This window comes from Lacticaseibacillus sp. 30, from assembly GCF_053819265.1.
Map to the genome: position 1 here is coordinate 1 of NZ_JBSOQX010000033.1, position 15,696 is coordinate 15,696.

Below are 15,696 nucleotides of genomic sequence, written 5' to 3' on the forward strand. Positions count from 1 at the left end.
TTTGGGATTCAATGGTTTGTACAGTAAATGGTAGCGAAATATCGGATTTCTCTTCAACCAACTTACTTGCTTTAAAAGTGAACGCTGTAACCATTCCTAACTGTGAATTTCCACCTCGAATACCCCAAAAAAGATCAGGATACTTTTGATGATCAGTCACACGGATCTCACCATCAGCGGTTACTAGTCTAGCGCTGACAATATGATCGATTGTCAACCCTAGACGACGAACGAGTAAGCCAATGCCACCACCTGTGGCGAGTCCACCAACACCTGTATCACCAAAATCACCACTTGAGATGATTAAATTAAACGGACGTAAAGCCTCGGCAACATCTCCCCAGACTGCGCCTGCTTGAATCTGAACCAATCCCTGTTCCGCGTCAGTGACAGTAACGCTATTTAACTGTGAAATATCTAAAATGATACCGTCATCATTCACCGAAGCCATTGAAATGCCATGACCGCCGCTACGAAATGAAAACGGAATACTGTGGCTAACACTTTCTCTAATTTTTTTGACGTATTGAATGCTAGCAATGACATCACGCTCTGTCGTTGCCCTTAAGATTAGCTTTGGACGACCGGTGACAAAATAGTTTGAACACATAAGTTCATAGTCATCAGAAGTGGGATCAATTGCGATCTTCTTTAGTGCTACTGGTAACTTAGGCCACGTGGCGTTAACATCGTTATTCATCAAATTCCTCCTAAAAATTTTTTCATGGTTGGTAAAAATTGCTCTTACAGATGCTAAAAAATGATTCATCATCAGCGACAGTCGTCTATGTTAGAAAACGCCTTTATTAGGCTCTGCTGCTAAACATTCTCATTCTAGTATACTTTTTGACGAGAAGTGAAAGGAAGAGACATGAAGACTTCAAAAACATAAAAACTCTTACCCTAGCGTGAACGTGGACTTCACAAAAAATCTTGATGTTTGTTTATCAGTAGCATATGAAGACCAACACCTTGAACCGCGATGAGAACGATGCTTACAGTAGAAAGATCAGGCTAAGCACAGACAGATCGCCAAGTAAGGATCAAAGAAATTTGTTCTGGTATACTAACCAGAAGGGATAGAATGCCATGAAAATTGTACTTATCATTTGCATCGTCATCGCGATAGCTGCTGGGTATGTTGCCAATAAGAGGCGGCAAAGACAATGATAACAGTTTCAATTTCTTTGCTTGTCATACCTCAAGCTTCCGTGCTATACTCCATGACGGTGCCAAACCACGGTGAGTTCGTAACGATCGGCGCGTAAGCGTTCAGAAGGTCGAAGCGGCTCGCCATTTTTTTGTCTTCATTTGGTACAAATGTTGGTGGTGAAAGGCGGATCTGACGGACAAGAACAACCTTCTTGGCTGCTAAGAAGGTTGTCAGAAGCATAGATAAATGTATCAAGGCAAACACAAGCGCATTAATCCTGACGCTTACTATCCTGAGCCTTCATTTTCTGCATCTCCCGCTTTTGCTTACTTAATTTTGATTGCCGTCCGCCTTCCCACAGGCTAATCAAAGTCAAAAGACCAATGATGGGCATAGCAATATCTCTAAAAGAGAGTTGAAGCAAACCGTTTGCTAAAAAGTAGATGTCGGCCACAATAACCGCGATTGGCAGAATGGCACCTAGCAGTTTATTTTCAATGTAGCCAAAAAAGGTTTGAAGAGAAATGACGATGATCAGTGTTTCAATCATTGGTAGTCTCCTTGTATTTTTGAATGATTTCTTGGGCCAAGGCTAAATCGAGTTTGTCGTCAATGACCATCTGCATGATGCTAACCTGAAACTTGTTTTTCTGATCCAATTCGGCCGCTTTTAGCTTGCGAATGACGCGATCCAAACGCAGCCGGATGGTTGGGTAAGAGACCGAGTACTTTTCAGAAAGCTTCTTGAGTGAACCGGAAGATAAAACGAATTGTCTGACAAACTCCTGATCGTCCTCATCTAGCAACAAAATTGGATTCAATGTCACGACCAACCGCCCCCGACTTTAACTTTGTTGATATAATTTTAACAAAATGAAAGCCGGGGGTTCCAATAAACAGCTTGGGAACGGACTGTTACTCATATGCCACAACAAAAAACCACAGCCCATCTTCACAAGCGGCTGTGGCGAAATAAATTAGCATTTTGATATAAGCGGTGTTGGTAAGTTGCGTTTCAGGAGATTGGTTCTGTGTTTAAGTTTTTCGCTGACGAGCGGGCGGTTAGGGCTTCCCAATCGACTAATGGTTGTTGTACAACCGCGGCTAGGATCAGAATGAGCGACCATGTGAGGATCAGACTCATGGTGACATCACCGGTGAAATGGGCGAGGATGCGCACGCGGGTGTAGGCCATGACGGCGCCGTAAGCGAAGGTGAGCCAGAAGACCAGCCGCTGGCGTTTTGGCTTGTCACGATCGACGAACCATGTCAAAGTTAGCAAGGTCGCGGCGGTTTGGGTATGACCAGATGGGAAGCTCATGTGACCATTGGCGCCGTTTGGCTGGAACCAGCTTGTGAAGTGGGTCGGATTGCCGTTTAATTCATAAGGACGGAAGCGGCCCCAGAAAGTTTTCATGGCATTGACGATTTGGTCAGATAGCAGGCAGACCAAGGTGGCGACAACAGCCATTTTCAATAAGTAATGAAGCTGCTCATCGGTTTTTTGGGCGAGCCAGTACTGACTGCCGATGAACACGACGAGGTAGAGGATGAGGAACAAAATGATACTGGTGGCACCCGGCAGTGTTAGCTTGCTGCCGTCAGAGTTAGCCATGCCCATTGGCTTGCCAGCGTTGATATCATTCAGCGAGGTGATCACCATGGTCATGGCATACTTGAGGTAGCCGGCCCAAAGTTCCCAACCAGCGTAGATGACACTACCGATCACCATTAAGGTGCGGGTATACCACGCCAGCTGTTGTGAACGAATGGCATAATGACAAACAATGTTGCAACTGAGCATGATGATCAACGGTGCGGTCCACAGCCCAACGTCTTGGAACAAAGTGGCGAATGGGTCGTTCATATCACCGATGGTTTGCGAGATTTGCCAGTCAAAACCAGCAGCGGCAGCTAACAATAAAAGCAGTACACCAGCAACGATCAAGAAAATATGTTTGCGAATCGGAGCATTCAATTTTTGCGTTTGGTCCATAGCCTTTCCCTCCTTAGACGCGTTCGCAGTCGCAGAAACTTCCGTGTAAGGACCTTGAAGCAAAGGGACCAAAAGAGACTTTCCTTTCACTTCAAGGCCACTGACACTTCAATTTCTCAGCGCTCCTGCTCTCGCTCTTTGAAAATAGCACATAGTTTACAGAAAAGGTCGGGATTTACGGTACCTGTACGCAACATTTAAGTGGTCGATACGAAGTTTACAACTTATCAGCAAAATAAGGTTCATCTACCGTAACTTGACGCTGATCGAAATCGACCGTCGTTTGCAGGCCGTATGGCAGGACGGTTCGCGGATAGGCGTGGCCAAAATTCAGGTTGTACAGAATCGGCGTCTTGTATGGTTGGGTGACATCAAGCAGCACCTGCTGGTAAACGTCAAAGTAAGTTTCATTTTGGGGCTTGCCAACGAGAATCGCCTTCACTTGTGCAAGAACGCCATGTTCATCAAGATGTTCTAAATAGGTGCGGTAAGTTACGGGGGTTATTTTGTCTTCTGATGTTTCAATGAAAAGGATCTTGTTGGTCCAGTCTTGCGGGAAGAGCTGGTACTTTTTGGCCACTTCTGGTTCGTCCTGATAGCGAACCGGGTAGATTAAGTCGTGGAGACTATCGAGACAGCCACCAAGTAAGGTGCCAGTGACCCGGCCTTGACCCCGCAGCGCAAGGTAGCCATGCTGTTCTTTGTGTGATTTTCGTGGTACCCCTAACTGACTTTCTGAAAAGTCCGTGCGTTCGTCGTACCAAGTCGGGCTGGAACTAATCGCCGTTGTCGCCGGATTTTTGAAATAATGCTGAAAACTGGCGGCGGTGTACGGCAACATGTGCGTGTCTAATTCAGCTAGATCATTTAAAAAATTAGGCCCATAAAAGCTAGTCATGCCTAATTGATAAAACATGAGATGGTCAATGGTCGTGTCGGAAAAACCAGTGAACAGTTTGGGATGATCAGCGACTGCTTGCGTGAAAGCCGGATCATCTAGCAGGTAAGGGATGATTCGGTAAGTATCATCGCCGCCGATGGCACAGATGATACCTTTGATGCTCGGGTCAAGGAAAGCGGCTTTTAAATCTGCTGCGCGTGCTTCTGGATGGGCTTTGAGATAGGCTTGGCCGCGTAAGGCGTTTGGCATAAAGCGCGGTTCCAGCTTCATGGCTTTCAATCGCTCAGTCCCAAGTTGAAGCTGATGGGCTGCAAAGCTTTCACCTAGTGTTCCGGCGCTGAGGCTGACAATGGCAACTTGATCATGTGGCTGTAATGCTTGCGGTTTTATCATAAAGATCTCCCTGCTTTCTCATACAATGCATTAATTATCTATTGAACATGCAGGAAACGCAAGCGGGCAAAGAGATGACACCATCGTCGTTCTAACCGTAAACCGGTTGCTTGTTTTTCCGGCTGGCAACCTGTTACGATCGAATAGAAGACCTATCAGGAAGTGTTGGTTAATTAAACTGTGCGATTTTTAACAAGACACAGTATCAGGGGGAAAGCGATATGTATACCATCCAAGCGACTGCCACGATTACTGGGCGTGGCACAGTGATCACGATTGCGCCTCCGGTTGAACGCATTCAGCCGGGCGATCCGATCCGCCTTAATGGCACGACAACAGGTAAAGTCTGTGCGATTGAGAAGCGGCAACATCCGCACCATACTGACGAAGTCCCGTGTCTCGGGTTGCTCGTCACGGCACCTGTCAAAGTCGGGGATACAATTGAATTTCCGCAGTCGCCACGGTGGTTGTGAACTGTAGGCGATACGCGCTCCCAGTTGCAGAATTCTGCTCGTACTCAAAGAAAAAGTCGCTATCTGAATCGTCAACGGCATCACGTTGATTTCAGATAGCGACTTTTTATGGTTACTTTGAGCAAAATGAAGATATATTTTGGCCGTTGTGGCTTACTTCGTTAAGAGTCCAGCCTCGGTCATGCCGTCAGCGTAGAGCTTGAGCTTGCCGTTGACAATATCCATCACCAAATCGCCGTAGTCAACACCGTCTGCTTCGGCTTCTTGCGGCAACAGTGACAGTGGTGTCATCCCCGGCAGGTTGTTGGCTTCAATGACCCAAACACCTTTTTCGTTGGCGAAGAAGTCGATTCGGCCGTAATTTTGCAGGCCCAGAACATCCATCGTTTGGACGGCAACATCTTTCATAGCCTGATGGACATCTTCATCGAGATCCTTTGGCGGGGTGATGAAGTCGGTGTAGCCGGCTTGGAATTTATGCTTGAAATCATACCAACCAGAACGCACCTTGATTTCAATGGCCGAGTAAGCGTGGCCATTGACAACGCCTAACGAGAATTCGCGACCTGGGGTGAACTCTTCAACAATGGCACTGTTGTCGAAGCGGAAAACATCTTCAAGACCACTTTCGAGTTCTTCCTGATTATGAATAATATGTGTCCCAACGCTGGAACCGCCGGATGTTGGCTTGACAACAACTGGAAAATCAAACGGGACCGTTTGTTTTGGCCCTTGATCGCGCTTGAATTCCTTGAATCCTGAAGTCTGAATGCCATGATACAACATGACTTCCTTACTGAAAACCTTGTTCATGGTGATGCCTGAAGCCAGCGGGCCAGAGCCAGTATACTTGACCCCGTTGATGTCAAACACAGCCTGAACCTTACCGTTTTCGCCATCGCCACCATGCAAAGCGAGGAAAACAATGTCCGCTGCTTTGCAGATCGCCATAACATTGGGACCAAATAGCTGGGTGCTGCCATCTGGTCGTAACTTATTGATGTCTTCATCAGTCAGAATCGCATCTGAAATGTTCAGATCCTTGCTGGTGTTGGCGTCATCAAAAACCTGTTCGACCGTCTTCCCTTCGAGGTCGTAGCCAAGAAACAGGTCAATAAAGGTGGCCTGCTGCCCTTTTTGCCGCAAGGCGTTCGTGATCCGGTAGCCGCTAGAAATGGACACATTGCGCTCCGTGCTCCGGCCGCCTGCTAAAACGACAATTTTCATGTGATAGTACCTCCGCGTATTATCCGAGTTTGATAGAAACCTCAGTTTAGCACAATCTGGGCTCATCGGCGATAAAGATGCTAAAAAATGGTGTAATATTAAGAAGGCTTTTAAACCCTCTGCCATGGTTGTGAACGCGCTTTCTCCAAACAGCGCAGATAAGGAGTCAAAGAATGCAATACACACGGTTAGCAATGCCCAATCACGCCTATTTTATCGTGGCCGATCAAGGGAAACTGGCCTTCGTCGGGTCACCGGATGCGCCGCTTAGCGAGGCGGCTGATTATGTCAGCGGTTCACTTGAATTTAATCAAGAAGAGATGTTGCCGTTTAAAAACGCCATTGATGATTATCTTACTGGCAAGGAGCAAACCATCACAATACCGGTGACTTACCATGGGACACCGTTGCAAGAAGCCGTCTGGCAGTATCTGCAAACGATTCCTTATGGAGAGACCCGAACGTACGCACAGGTGGCAGCCGCAGTCGGTCATCCGCACGCCTTCCAAGCAGTCGGCTCTGCGGTCGGGAAGAATCCCGTTATGATCGCTGTGCCTTGTCATCGCGTCCTGCGCAAAGATGGTGGTTTGGGTGGCTTTCGTGGCGGTTTGCCAATGAAGCGCGACTTGTTGGCACTTGAACAAGGGCAGCGGCCAATTTTTTAAAGATGCTTTTTCACAGAGGCATCTTGTATACTGGTGAGTGGACAAATTGGAAAGGAAGTTTAACACATGAAGATTATTGCTTACGGTGCACGCGTTGACGAGATTCAATATTTCAAGCAATGGGCCAAGGATACAGGCAACACACTTGAATACCATACAGAATTTCTCGATGAAAACACCGTTGAATGGGCTAAAGGGTTTGATGGCATCAATTCATTGCAGACAACGCCATATGCAGCCGGCGTTTTTGAAAAAATGCACGCGTATGGTATCAAGTTCTTGACGATTCGGAATGTGGGTACGGATAACATTGATATGACTGCCATGAAGCAATACGGCATTCGTTTGAGCAATGTACCGGCTTATTCGCCAGCAGCGATTGCTGAATTTGCTTTGACCGATACTTTGTACTTGCTACGTAATATGGGTAAAGTACAGGCGCAACTACAGGCGGGCGATTATGAAAAAGCGGGCACCTTCATCGGTAAGGAACTCGGTCAGCAAACCGTTGGCGTGATGGGCACCGGTCATATTGGACAGGTTGCTATCAAACTGTTCAAAGGCTTTGGCGCCAAAGTGATTGCTTACGATCCTTATCCAATGAAGGGCGATCACCCAGATTTTGACTATGTCAGCCTTGAAGACCTCTTTAAGCAAAGTGATGTCATTGATCTTCATGTTCCTGGGATTGAACAAAATACCCACATTATCAATGAAGCGGCATTTAATTTGATGAAACCGGGTGCGATTGTGATCAACACGGCTCGGCCAAATCTGATTGACACGCAAGCCATGCTCAGCAATCTTAAGTCTGGCAAGTTGGCCGGTGTCGGGATTGACACCTATGAATACGAAACCGAGGACTTGTTGAATCTCGCCAAGCACGGCAGCTTCAAGGATCCGTTGTGGGATGAGCTGTTGGGGATGCCAAATGTTGTCCTCAGCCCGCACATTGCCTACTACACCGAGACGGCTGTGCATAATATGGTTTACTTCTCACTACAACATCTCGTTGATTTCTTGACCAAAGGCGAAACCAGCACGGAAGTTACTGGTCCAGCAAAGTAGTCAACTGAATAGCAAAACGTGCCCTGCCTATTGACGAATACGTTAATGGCAGAGCACGTTTTTTAATATTGGGATTGCTTGCTTAAAAAATCGAATTGCCACGAATTGCCATGATATAAACAAACAAGGCAGCGCCATTGACGAACAAGGAGACGGCAATGATTGAAAAACGAATGGTGTACGGTCTGGCGCCTATGTCAGGATCATAAAAGCGTGAACGGCGTTTGCCACGGTAAGAGAAGAAAAAGCCTACCAGAATAACGACAATGATGCTCTCAACAATCGTGAGCAACCAAAAAACCGGTTGCGTTGTACTGGCAGTGACCAGAAAGTACCCGCCAAGAGCGATAAGATCGAGCAGGATCGAAATGAGAACCATCGTAAATTCCTCCTTTAAAGTGAGCGTGAGCCAGCGCGGGTGGAACCGAAGTGTAAGTGGCCTTGGGCGTGATGACCGTTCTTTGGTCATTGCAACGAAGGTCCTTACACGCAGGTTTCAGCGCTGGCGAGCGCGTTATGGCGAGCGTATCGCGAGTGGGACTAAGACTTGGGATGTAAAGGCTGAGCCGTCAGTTTTGTGAGTACCTGAATGGTAGTTTGAACATCTTGTGGATCAAGGGTATGAAGTACAGAGGCGAGTTGAGCATTTGTGTGATGATGCATTTGCTGATGTAAGGCAGCGACTTGTTGACCAAGCGGAGTTAGTGCAACAATGTAGGCCTTGCGATTGTCGGGCAAGGATAATTTTGTCAGCAAGTTTAATTGAACAAGGCGAGCAACATAGCGTGAGACTAGGCCTTGTGAGAACGGAACAGCAGCGGTTAAATCCTGATTGCGCAGTTGTTTGCGACTGCTTTGATCCAGCGTTGTGAGTAACGTCAATTGGGCATGATTAAACCGAACTGTTTGCATTTGCCGGCGAGTTTCAGAGGATAAAGTTGCCAGCCAACGATCAAAAAGCACTTGCCACGCTTGCTCATCAGCAGCTCGAGTATGGGCATTGAGCAAGCGAATGGCTTGTTGTAATTGGGTGAAATCAGCGGCCATAAGTGCCTCCTTTTAATTACAGGTAATATATTTTGACAACAGAAGATTGTGGGGCTACACTCTAGAATATATTACAGGTAATTAAATTTCAAGAAACTAGGTGGTCCTTTGAAAGCAGCAATTGTAACTCATTTAGACCAAGCCCTCATTTATGGGGATTTTCCAGCACCGAAGCCAGCGCCTAAGCAGGTATTGATCACAGTTTTGGCCAGCAGTGTGAATCAACGTGTTCGTTCGCAGGCGGATGGGTCCCATTATACCCAAACCCCTGAGCTCCCATTTATTCCCGGACTCGATGGCGTTGGTCGCACCAGTGATGGGCAACTGGTTTATTTTCTAACACGCGATCCAAAATTCGGCGCTTTAGCTGAGCAAACAGTGACGCAGCAACAGCTAATGTTTCCACTGCCGGAAGATGCTGATCCTGCGCAAATTGCCGCGAGTGTGAATCCGGCAATGGCAGGCTGGATGGCCTTGCGCGTCAAAGCTGGGCAGGTTGTTGGCAAGCGGGTTCTTGTTCTGGGTGCAACGGGGGCGGCCGGAACTGCCGCTGTTCAAATTGCTAAAACAATGGGCGCTGCACATGTGGCGGGGGTTGGTCGAAATCGTGACAAGTTGGCGGCCTTAAGCGATCTTGGTGCTGATACGACAGTGCAGCTTGGTGACACTGCTGCCTTGGCGGCTTTACCGCCAGCCGACATTGTGCTTGATTTTCTATGGGGCGCACCCAGCGCAACCGTGATGATGACACTGCTAAAAGCGCGGCGTGATCATGCTGCCAAGTTGATTTGGATTGAGATTGGTGGTGCCGCTGGGCCAACATTGTCCTTGCCGGCCGCTGCTTTGCGCAGTACCGGATTAACGTTGGTCGGCAGTGGCCAAGGCAGTCTGACATTGGCTGACTATCAACGGGAATTGCCCGCTTTATTCACGGCTTTAGCCGCCGGAAAGTTTGTGACACCGACAACTGTCCTGCCACTCAGTCAGGTGCATGATCACTGGCAAGATCGCGGTGCGGCTCGACTCGTGTTCCAACCTTAGCCCATGCAAAAGGCGTTCTCGTTTGTGAGAACGCCTTTTGTCATGATCGTGGTTTTCATGATTCCGAAAAACGCATTAAGTGAAGCGTTCAGGATGCACATTGCACAGTGACTTAACGAATCAGTTAAAAGAATAAGGTCAGGCAGGTAAGGGCACCGGGAATTGCTTGCACAAAGTAGATCTTTTTGCTAACGGTCGCGCCGCCGTATAGACCCACGACGGTGACAAAGCCGGTTAACAGCCGCAAGGTAATCAATTGATCAGTGCCGTGCAGCAGTATTAGGCTGAGCAACATGACAACAGCGAGAGCACCGTTATAGATGCCTTGATTTTTCAATGCAATTTGAGCATTGGGTTGTTTAACAAAAGCAAGCGGCATGCTGAAGTTTTCGGCCTGACTTTCTGGTTTGCCGAACATTTCCAAAGCCATGATCGTCAAATGCAATAAACCGAGCAAGCCGACAAGTAAAGTGCTGATAAGTGACACGGTGTCACCTCCGTTTCTTTCTAAACGAAACTGGTTCCCGGTTTTTCTAAACGCGTTCGCAGGCACAGAAACCTGCACATAAGGACCTTCAACATAAATGACCAAAGCCCGGCCATTTATGTTGGAGGCCGCTTATGCTCCGGTTTCTAACCGGGTCAGCTCACGCTCTGTGATTAGATGAACGGTCGGAATTGGGCTAAGGCAAATCCAGCGACTGTCACCAATACTAACGCTGCAAGGGTGCTCCACACAATCGGTTTGCTCAGGCGATGGTCCTTTTTGCCAGCGAAGGCGATCTCGATTAAGCCGATGAGGCCAATGGCGATTAGAATTTTAACCACCGTCAACAACGGATTGCGCGCAAAAGCAAAGCGCATCAAGACAATGCCGCTCACAATGGAAACAAGATAACAAACGCGGGTGATCATCGTCCATAACATAAACTGGCGAGTCTTGCTAAAAAGAGCGATCCCCGCTGCAATGATTAGAACTGCCCATGAAACAAGATGCATCCAGAGCCACATAAAAATGACCTTCTTTCTGTAAACGAATGTTGTAGTCTCATCATACCGCTTTCCGAAAAGCCTGACGAGCGTGTTTGAAATTAGGGAAAACACGAACATTAATCATAAAAAAAAGAAAAATAAACGTATTTTCTATTGCAACTGTCGTCAGTCTCGGGTACACTTTTCATATTCACAGTTTAGGGGAGCGTGTCATGGAAAACTTTTTTCATTTGAAAGACAATAAGACCACGCCAATGACCGAGGTCATGGCAGGTCTAACCACATTTTTTGCAATGTCATATATTTTATTCGTTAATCCCCAAGTCCTATCACAGACAGGGATGCCGGCACAGGCCGTTTTCTTGGCAACGATCATTGCCAGTGCAGTCGGAACGCTGGTCATGGGTCTTTTCGCTAATGTGCCGTACGCGTTGGCACCAGGCATGGGACTCAATGCTTTCTTCACTTATACGGTTGTTTTCGCGCTGGGATTCAGTTGGCAAGAAGCCTTGGCGCTGGTCTTCATTTGTGGCGTGATCAACATTTTAATCACTGTCACCAAAATTCGGAAATTAATCATTGTCGCGATTCCAGAAACCATCCAGCATGCGATTGGCGGTGGGATCGGGGTCTTCGTGGCTTACATTGGGATCAAGAACGCCGGCTTCTTACAATTTACTTCTGAAGCTTCCAGCATTAACACCATCAACGGCCAACCGTTGAAGGCGGGCGCACTGACGCTCAAACATGGAGTTGAATCGGTTGTTTCCAACGGTGGCATTGTGCCGGCACTGGTTAACTTCACCCAAGCCGGCGCTTTGCTGGCCCTGATTGGTTTGATCATCATGGTTATTCTGAACGTCAAAAAAGTTCCCGGCGCAATTCTGATCGGGATTCTGCTGACGACCATCATTGGGATTCCAATGGGCGTGACCAACTTGCATCTGAGCGCTGCAAATTCCTTTAGCAGCACTTTTGCATCATTGCAGACAACCTTTGGCGCCGCTTTTTCCGCTAAGGGGATGGGATCGTTATTTACCAGCCCAGACAAAATTGCCCTGTCAATCATGACCATTTTTGCTTTCAGTTTCTCCGACATTTTCGACACATTGGGAACCTTCATCGGCACAGGCCGGCGCACCGGGATTTTCTCGGATGCTGACGAACGTGCTCTGGAACAAGGTTCAGGCTTCTCGTCTAAAATGGATCGCGCCCTGTTTGCAGATTCAATTGCGACAGGTGTTGGCTCCATCTTCGGTACCAGTAACGTCACGACCTATGTTGAAAGTGCTGCCGGCATCGGTGCTGGTGGCCGAACTGGGCTGACTTCGGTTGTCGTTGCCGGCATGTTCCTGCTCAGCTCAGTCTTTGCGCCATTCATCGCCATTGTACCGACCCAAGCTTTGGCACCTGCCTTGATCTTGGTCGGGATCATGATGATGAGCACCTTCAAGGAAATCGAATGGGAAGATCTTTCCCAAGCCGTTCCGGCCTTCATGGCATCCATCGTCATGGGCTTTGTCTACAACATCTCATACGGGATCGCGGCAGGCTTCATTTTCTATTGCCTGATCAAGCTGATCACCGGCAAGGTTAAGGAAATCCACCCAGTTTTGGCAATTGTCACAATCGGGTTCATTCTGAACTTCGTGATTCTGGCATCGCTGTAACACACAACTAACGGCTGTCTTTTAAAAGAAGCTGAAACAGACACTGCCACTGCGCTGTAACCAAACGCGCAGGCGGCAATCTGTTTCAGCTTCTTTTTGATGGGCGACTCGTGGTATCCTCAAGCTGAGGTGAGACAAGATGACACTAAAAACAATTTTTCATTTAGATACAACTGAACGCTGGCCACACTTGGCGTCCAATCTTGACAACTATCTGGCGGCGGAGCCAGACGCAGACATCGAAGTGCTGGTGAATGGTGATGGCATCACCGTCTTTTTTGACCAAAAGGTAGCCGCCTTCATCGCTGCGCATCCTCAGGTTCACTTTTTTGCCTGCCACAATTCCCTACAGCAACGTCACTTGGACGAAACAAAATTACCGGCTGGCGTACCAGTGGTGCCGGTCGGGGTTGTTAAACTGGCACAAGCTGAGGCGGCAGGGTATGGGTATATTAAGCCTTGATAGAACGAAAATGAATGTAGTAAAAAAGACCCAGTGAATTGATGAACAGATATTATTGATTAGAAAACCGCTCATTGACCGGGTCGGATACTAACCCTATAAAAAATTTATGCTTTTATATAAACAAGGAGGAACTCTACTATGAAGAAGGGTACTGCAGTAGGCATCATTCTCACGGTATTTTTTTGCGTGGGAATACTTGTTACTATTCCAGCACTGTCGAAACAAACAAATATACAAACCTCGCAGGAAAAGAAGGATACAACAACTTCACGTGATAAAGACGCTCGGGAATCAACATCCCAGGCCGAATCAAAACAACCAACAAAGAATGCGATTAGTGAGAGCGAAGCAGGGGGACCTTTAGATTCAAGTACGGTGTCGAGCAAAGGCGGATTTACGATTATCTATGATAAGGATGGTAATCAAGTGCCAGCGCTTGATAAGTATGGGAACGAAATACTGGTTGATGAAGTGACGCAAACACCTGATAATTGACTCCGAAAGTTAGCAATTTGTTGTCCTGCTGTCTTTTTTTAACAAGGCTGGAAACCAAAAAACAACAAATTTTCAAAATATAAAGAGGACCACTAGAGCCAAATCTTGTCCCTCGTGGTCCTCTTTGAGTTGAATAGAAATTCGTTTTATTTCATGCGGAATCTAAGTGACGTAATTTTAACAGATATTTTTAAGCAAACGATTTCGAAATTTCAAATAAGTAGGCTCTGCATAGGCTTGGCTGACAGGCTGTTGGAAAAAAGAATTCTTATACTCAGCTTTGATCGTACCAGGATGGCCATTAATAACGACAATTTGTTGACCAAGAAAAAGCGCCTCATCAATATCATGAGTGATGATAATCATAGCATTTTGAGTAGCACGCCAGAGATCAAACAATAGTGTATGCATCTCTGCCCGTGTATGGTTATCTAGAGCTCCAAACGATTCATCTAACATGAGTAACGGAGGATGGTTGATGAACGCGCGAACAAGGGCAACGCGTTGTTTCAGACCACCTGAGAGTGTATAAATTGGGCGATTAACATAATGAGTTAATCCAGCTTTTTCTAATAGCATGGTAAAATCGTCTGAAGATTGATGACGCATTTTTGGACCAAACAAAATGTTATCACGGACATTTAACCAAGGATAAAGAGCCATTGTTTGAAAAACAACGCCGCGCTTCCAAGATGGCCCTGTTATTGATTTGCCGTTCATGGTTAAAGTTCCTTGACTGGGTTTTAGATAACCGGCGATCAAGTTTAATAATGTGGTCTTGCCAATGCCTGAAGGACCTATAATGACAGTTGTTGAATTCGGACAGACAGTTAGACTAATGTTATGAATAGTAGGTGACGTTCCTTCGTTGTAACAGTAGTCCACATGATTTATGTCAAGTAGTGTCATCATTGACCTCCAGAATTAAGAAAGCGAACTGTGACAAATTGAGCACAGTCCTTCCGGCTAATTGGACGTGACAAGGTTTGCTGTTGCCACATGAATTGAGCAGTGTTAAAAAACTGGGTTCTAAAAGTGTGGGATATGAAGGCTTCTTGTTGATGGGTGTTAAGCCATTGAGAAGTTCCAATTTGTTTTTTGATCACACTTGTAGGCATACTAAGACTTTTTGCTGCATCGAGATATAACTCTTGTGGATCATTTTCAAATTGAAGATGAACTTTATTGAGGCAAGAGAGAATTGTTCGAAGTATATTCGGATGCGCATTTATGAATGAATTCGTGGCCAGTGTTACATTGGCTGTAAGATACCCACGTTGCGCCATTGAACGACTGTTGATCATAACTTTGCCATCGGTTAATGCTGAGAGGCTTGGCTCCCATGTATATGCACCATCAATGTCACCCCGTTGCCATGCAGCAACAATTTCGGGAGTTTGCATATCTAAAACTCGAACTTTACCGGTCAAATGATGATGTTTCAATAACATCATTAGGCTATAGTGAGACGTTGAGGCAAAAGGTGTTGCGATACTTTTACCTTTGAAACTATCCCAATTAGTAATATGTGCTTTTCGACGCACGGTCAACGCCTCGTTACTACCAATAATGTCGTTAATCCAGACCAATTTGACTGGAATCCTTGCAGCCATGGCAACTACAGCATTAGTATGGCCCATAGTCGCAAGCTGAACAGAATTGGATAACAGAGCTTTATTGGCATCTACACCAGAATCAAATGTGATAAACTGGACCTTCATCCCATAATGCCGACATTTAGCTTGAAGCATTTTGCGTTCTTGTGCTACAGCAACGTCATTAGGGACCCTCAAGACACCAATCTTAATGGTTGTTGGCTTTGTGTTGGATGAAGAGCATCCTGTGAGAACAAGACAACAACACAGAAATAATAGCGCCTGTAAGGGCTTAAAATATTTTGTTAACAATGGATTACCCTCTTCCTTGCCATTGAATAAAGTGATGACTAAATTGCTTTAGAAACCAGTCTAACAACATACCGGTAATTCCCATGACAACAATATCTACAATCATGACATCAGTTTTGAGATAGTGAGAAGCGTCAATTACCATCCAACCAATACCGCTGGTTGAAGCGATCATTTCTGCAGATACAATAGTTGTATACG

The 15,696-nt window shown here is 46.4% G+C and carries 20 protein-coding genes and 1 pseudogene; 7 read left to right on the top strand and 14 right to left on the bottom strand.

Going from position 1 to position 15,696, the window contains the following annotated elements:
- The 6 genes from ACWPAB_RS14135 to ACWPAB_RS14160 form a co-directional block, all read right to left on the bottom strand.
- A partial coding sequence (locus ACWPAB_RS14135) for an FAD-binding oxidoreductase (protein ID WP_016382112.1) occupies positions 1–700 on the bottom strand: 700 nt, incomplete at its 3' end.
- A 501-nt stretch (positions 701–1,201) separates the two neighbouring features.
- Positions 1,202–1,417 (bottom strand): hypothetical protein, encoded by a 216-nt coding sequence (locus ACWPAB_RS14140; RefSeq protein WP_013245354.1) that lies wholly within the window; start codon positions 1,415–1,417, stop codon positions 1,202–1,204.
- A gap of 7 nt (positions 1,418–1,424) precedes the next feature.
- Positions 1,425–1,703 (bottom strand): hypothetical protein, encoded by a 279-nt coding sequence (locus ACWPAB_RS14145; RefSeq protein ID WP_016382111.1) that lies wholly within the window; start codon positions 1,701–1,703, stop codon positions 1,425–1,427.
- On the bottom strand, positions 1,696–1,980 hold the full coding sequence (locus tag ACWPAB_RS14150) for a DUF2089 family protein (protein WP_003577349.1): 285 nt from the start codon (positions 1,978–1,980) through the stop codon (positions 1,696–1,698). Before ACWPAB_RS14150 ends, ACWPAB_RS14145 begins: the two co-directional genes overlap by 8 nt.
- A gap of 188 nt (positions 1,981–2,168) precedes the next feature.
- Complete coding sequence (locus tag ACWPAB_RS14155) at positions 2,169–3,149, bottom strand: phosphatase PAP2 family protein (protein ID WP_003577350.1); 981 nt, start codon at positions 3,147–3,149, stop codon at positions 2,169–2,171.
- A 217-nt stretch (positions 3,150–3,366) separates the two neighbouring features.
- A complete protein-coding gene (locus tag ACWPAB_RS14160; protein WP_003573018.1) occupies positions 3,367–4,443 on the bottom strand; it encodes a S66 family peptidase in 1,077 nt (358 codons plus the stop codon).
- A 221-nt stretch (positions 4,444–4,664) separates the two neighbouring features.
- Between ACWPAB_RS14160 and ACWPAB_RS14165 the strand changes: the two genes are divergently transcribed.
- On the top strand, positions 4,665–4,916 hold the full coding sequence (locus tag ACWPAB_RS14165) for a hypothetical protein (RefSeq protein ID WP_003573020.1): 252 nt from the start codon (positions 4,665–4,667) through the stop codon (positions 4,914–4,916).
- Positions 4,917–5,069: 153 nt separating this feature from the next.
- Here the strand turns inward: ACWPAB_RS14165 and ACWPAB_RS14170 are convergent, their stop codons facing one another.
- Positions 5,070–6,143: a D-alanine--D-alanine ligase family protein gene (locus ACWPAB_RS14170; RefSeq protein WP_003562759.1), complete on the bottom strand. Its 1,074-nt coding sequence runs from the start codon at positions 6,141–6,143 to the stop codon at positions 5,070–5,072.
- A 173-nt stretch (positions 6,144–6,316) separates the two neighbouring features.
- Here ACWPAB_RS14170 and ACWPAB_RS14175 point away from each other — a divergent pair, with 173 nt between their 5' ends.
- Both ACWPAB_RS14175 and ACWPAB_RS14180 read left to right on the top strand, forming a co-directional pair.
- Positions 6,317–6,808, top strand: coding sequence for a methylated-DNA--[protein]-cysteine S-methyltransferase (locus tag ACWPAB_RS14175; RefSeq protein WP_003577352.1), 492 nt, complete (start codon positions 6,317–6,319; stop codon positions 6,806–6,808).
- Positions 6,809–6,874: 66 nt separating this feature from the next.
- Positions 6,875–7,876, top strand: coding sequence for a D-2-hydroxyisocaproate dehydrogenase (locus ACWPAB_RS14180; protein WP_003577354.1), 1,002 nt, complete (start codon positions 6,875–6,877; stop codon positions 7,874–7,876).
- Between the two features lie 82 nt (positions 7,877–7,958).
- Here the strand turns inward: ACWPAB_RS14180 and ACWPAB_RS14185 are convergent, their stop codons facing one another.
- Together ACWPAB_RS14185 and ACWPAB_RS14190 are read right to left on the bottom strand one after the other, a co-directional pair.
- Positions 7,959–8,255: a hypothetical protein gene (locus tag ACWPAB_RS14185; RefSeq protein ID WP_003577355.1), complete on the bottom strand. Its 297-nt coding sequence runs from the start codon at positions 8,253–8,255 to the stop codon at positions 7,959–7,961.
- Between the two features lie 161 nt (positions 8,256–8,416).
- Positions 8,417–8,923 (bottom strand): MarR family winged helix-turn-helix transcriptional regulator, encoded by a 507-nt coding sequence (locus tag ACWPAB_RS14190; protein WP_003577356.1) that lies wholly within the window; start codon positions 8,921–8,923, stop codon positions 8,417–8,419.
- Between the two features lie 108 nt (positions 8,924–9,031).
- Between ACWPAB_RS14190 and ACWPAB_RS14195 the strand changes: the two genes are divergently transcribed.
- Positions 9,032–9,964 (top strand): quinone oxidoreductase family protein, encoded by a 933-nt coding sequence (locus ACWPAB_RS14195; protein ID WP_016382110.1) that lies wholly within the window; start codon positions 9,032–9,034, stop codon positions 9,962–9,964.
- Positions 9,965–10,088: 124 nt separating this feature from the next.
- On the opposite strand, the gene ACWPAB_RS14200 is transcribed toward ACWPAB_RS14195, so the two are convergent.
- Together ACWPAB_RS14200 and ACWPAB_RS14205 are read right to left on the bottom strand one after the other, a co-directional pair.
- Positions 10,089–10,451: a DUF1304 domain-containing protein gene (locus ACWPAB_RS14200; RefSeq protein WP_003562772.1), complete on the bottom strand. Its 363-nt coding sequence runs from the start codon at positions 10,449–10,451 to the stop codon at positions 10,089–10,091.
- 173 nt (positions 10,452–10,624) lie between these two features.
- Positions 10,625–10,975 carry a YisL family protein gene (locus ACWPAB_RS14205; RefSeq protein ID WP_003577358.1) on the bottom strand — a complete coding sequence of 117 codons (351 nt, stop codon included), beginning with the start codon at positions 10,973–10,975 and terminating at the stop codon, positions 10,625–10,627.
- A 194-nt stretch (positions 10,976–11,169) separates the two neighbouring features.
- Between ACWPAB_RS14205 and ACWPAB_RS14210 the strand changes: the two genes are divergently transcribed.
- The 3 genes from ACWPAB_RS14210 to ACWPAB_RS14220 all read left to right on the top strand — a co-directional run bounded on the left by ACWPAB_RS14210 (position 11,170) and on the right by ACWPAB_RS14220 (position 13,588).
- A complete protein-coding gene (locus ACWPAB_RS14210; protein WP_003562776.1) occupies positions 11,170–12,627 on the top strand; it encodes an NCS2 family permease in 1,458 nt (485 codons plus the stop codon).
- Between the two features lie 139 nt (positions 12,628–12,766).
- Positions 12,767–13,090, top strand: coding sequence for a DsrE family protein (locus ACWPAB_RS14215; protein WP_003573038.1), 324 nt, complete (start codon positions 12,767–12,769; stop codon positions 13,088–13,090).
- Between the two features lie 141 nt (positions 13,091–13,231).
- Complete coding sequence (locus ACWPAB_RS14220) at positions 13,232–13,588, top strand: hypothetical protein (protein WP_003577360.1); 357 nt, start codon at positions 13,232–13,234, stop codon at positions 13,586–13,588.
- Positions 13,589–13,765: 177 nt separating this feature from the next.
- Here ACWPAB_RS14220 and ACWPAB_RS14225 read toward each other — a convergent pair whose 3' ends face one another.
- The 3 genes and pseudogenes from ACWPAB_RS14225 to ACWPAB_RS14235 all read right to left on the bottom strand — a co-directional run.
- Positions 13,766–14,497 carry an ABC transporter ATP-binding protein gene (locus ACWPAB_RS14225; protein ID WP_003568695.1) on the bottom strand — a complete coding sequence of 244 codons (732 nt, stop codon included), beginning with the start codon at positions 14,495–14,497 and terminating at the stop codon, positions 13,766–13,768.
- The gene (locus ACWPAB_RS14230) at positions 14,497–15,495 is read right to left on the bottom strand and encodes an ABC transporter substrate-binding protein (RefSeq protein ID WP_003586479.1); all 999 of its coding nucleotides are present in this window, start codon (positions 15,493–15,495) and stop codon (positions 14,497–14,499) included. The genes ACWPAB_RS14225 and ACWPAB_RS14230 overlap by 1 nt, the downstream gene beginning before the upstream one ends.
- 4 nt (positions 15,496–15,499) lie before the next feature.
- Positions 15,500–15,696: pseudogene (locus tag ACWPAB_RS14235) on the bottom strand (ABC transporter permease); the annotation flags it as partial.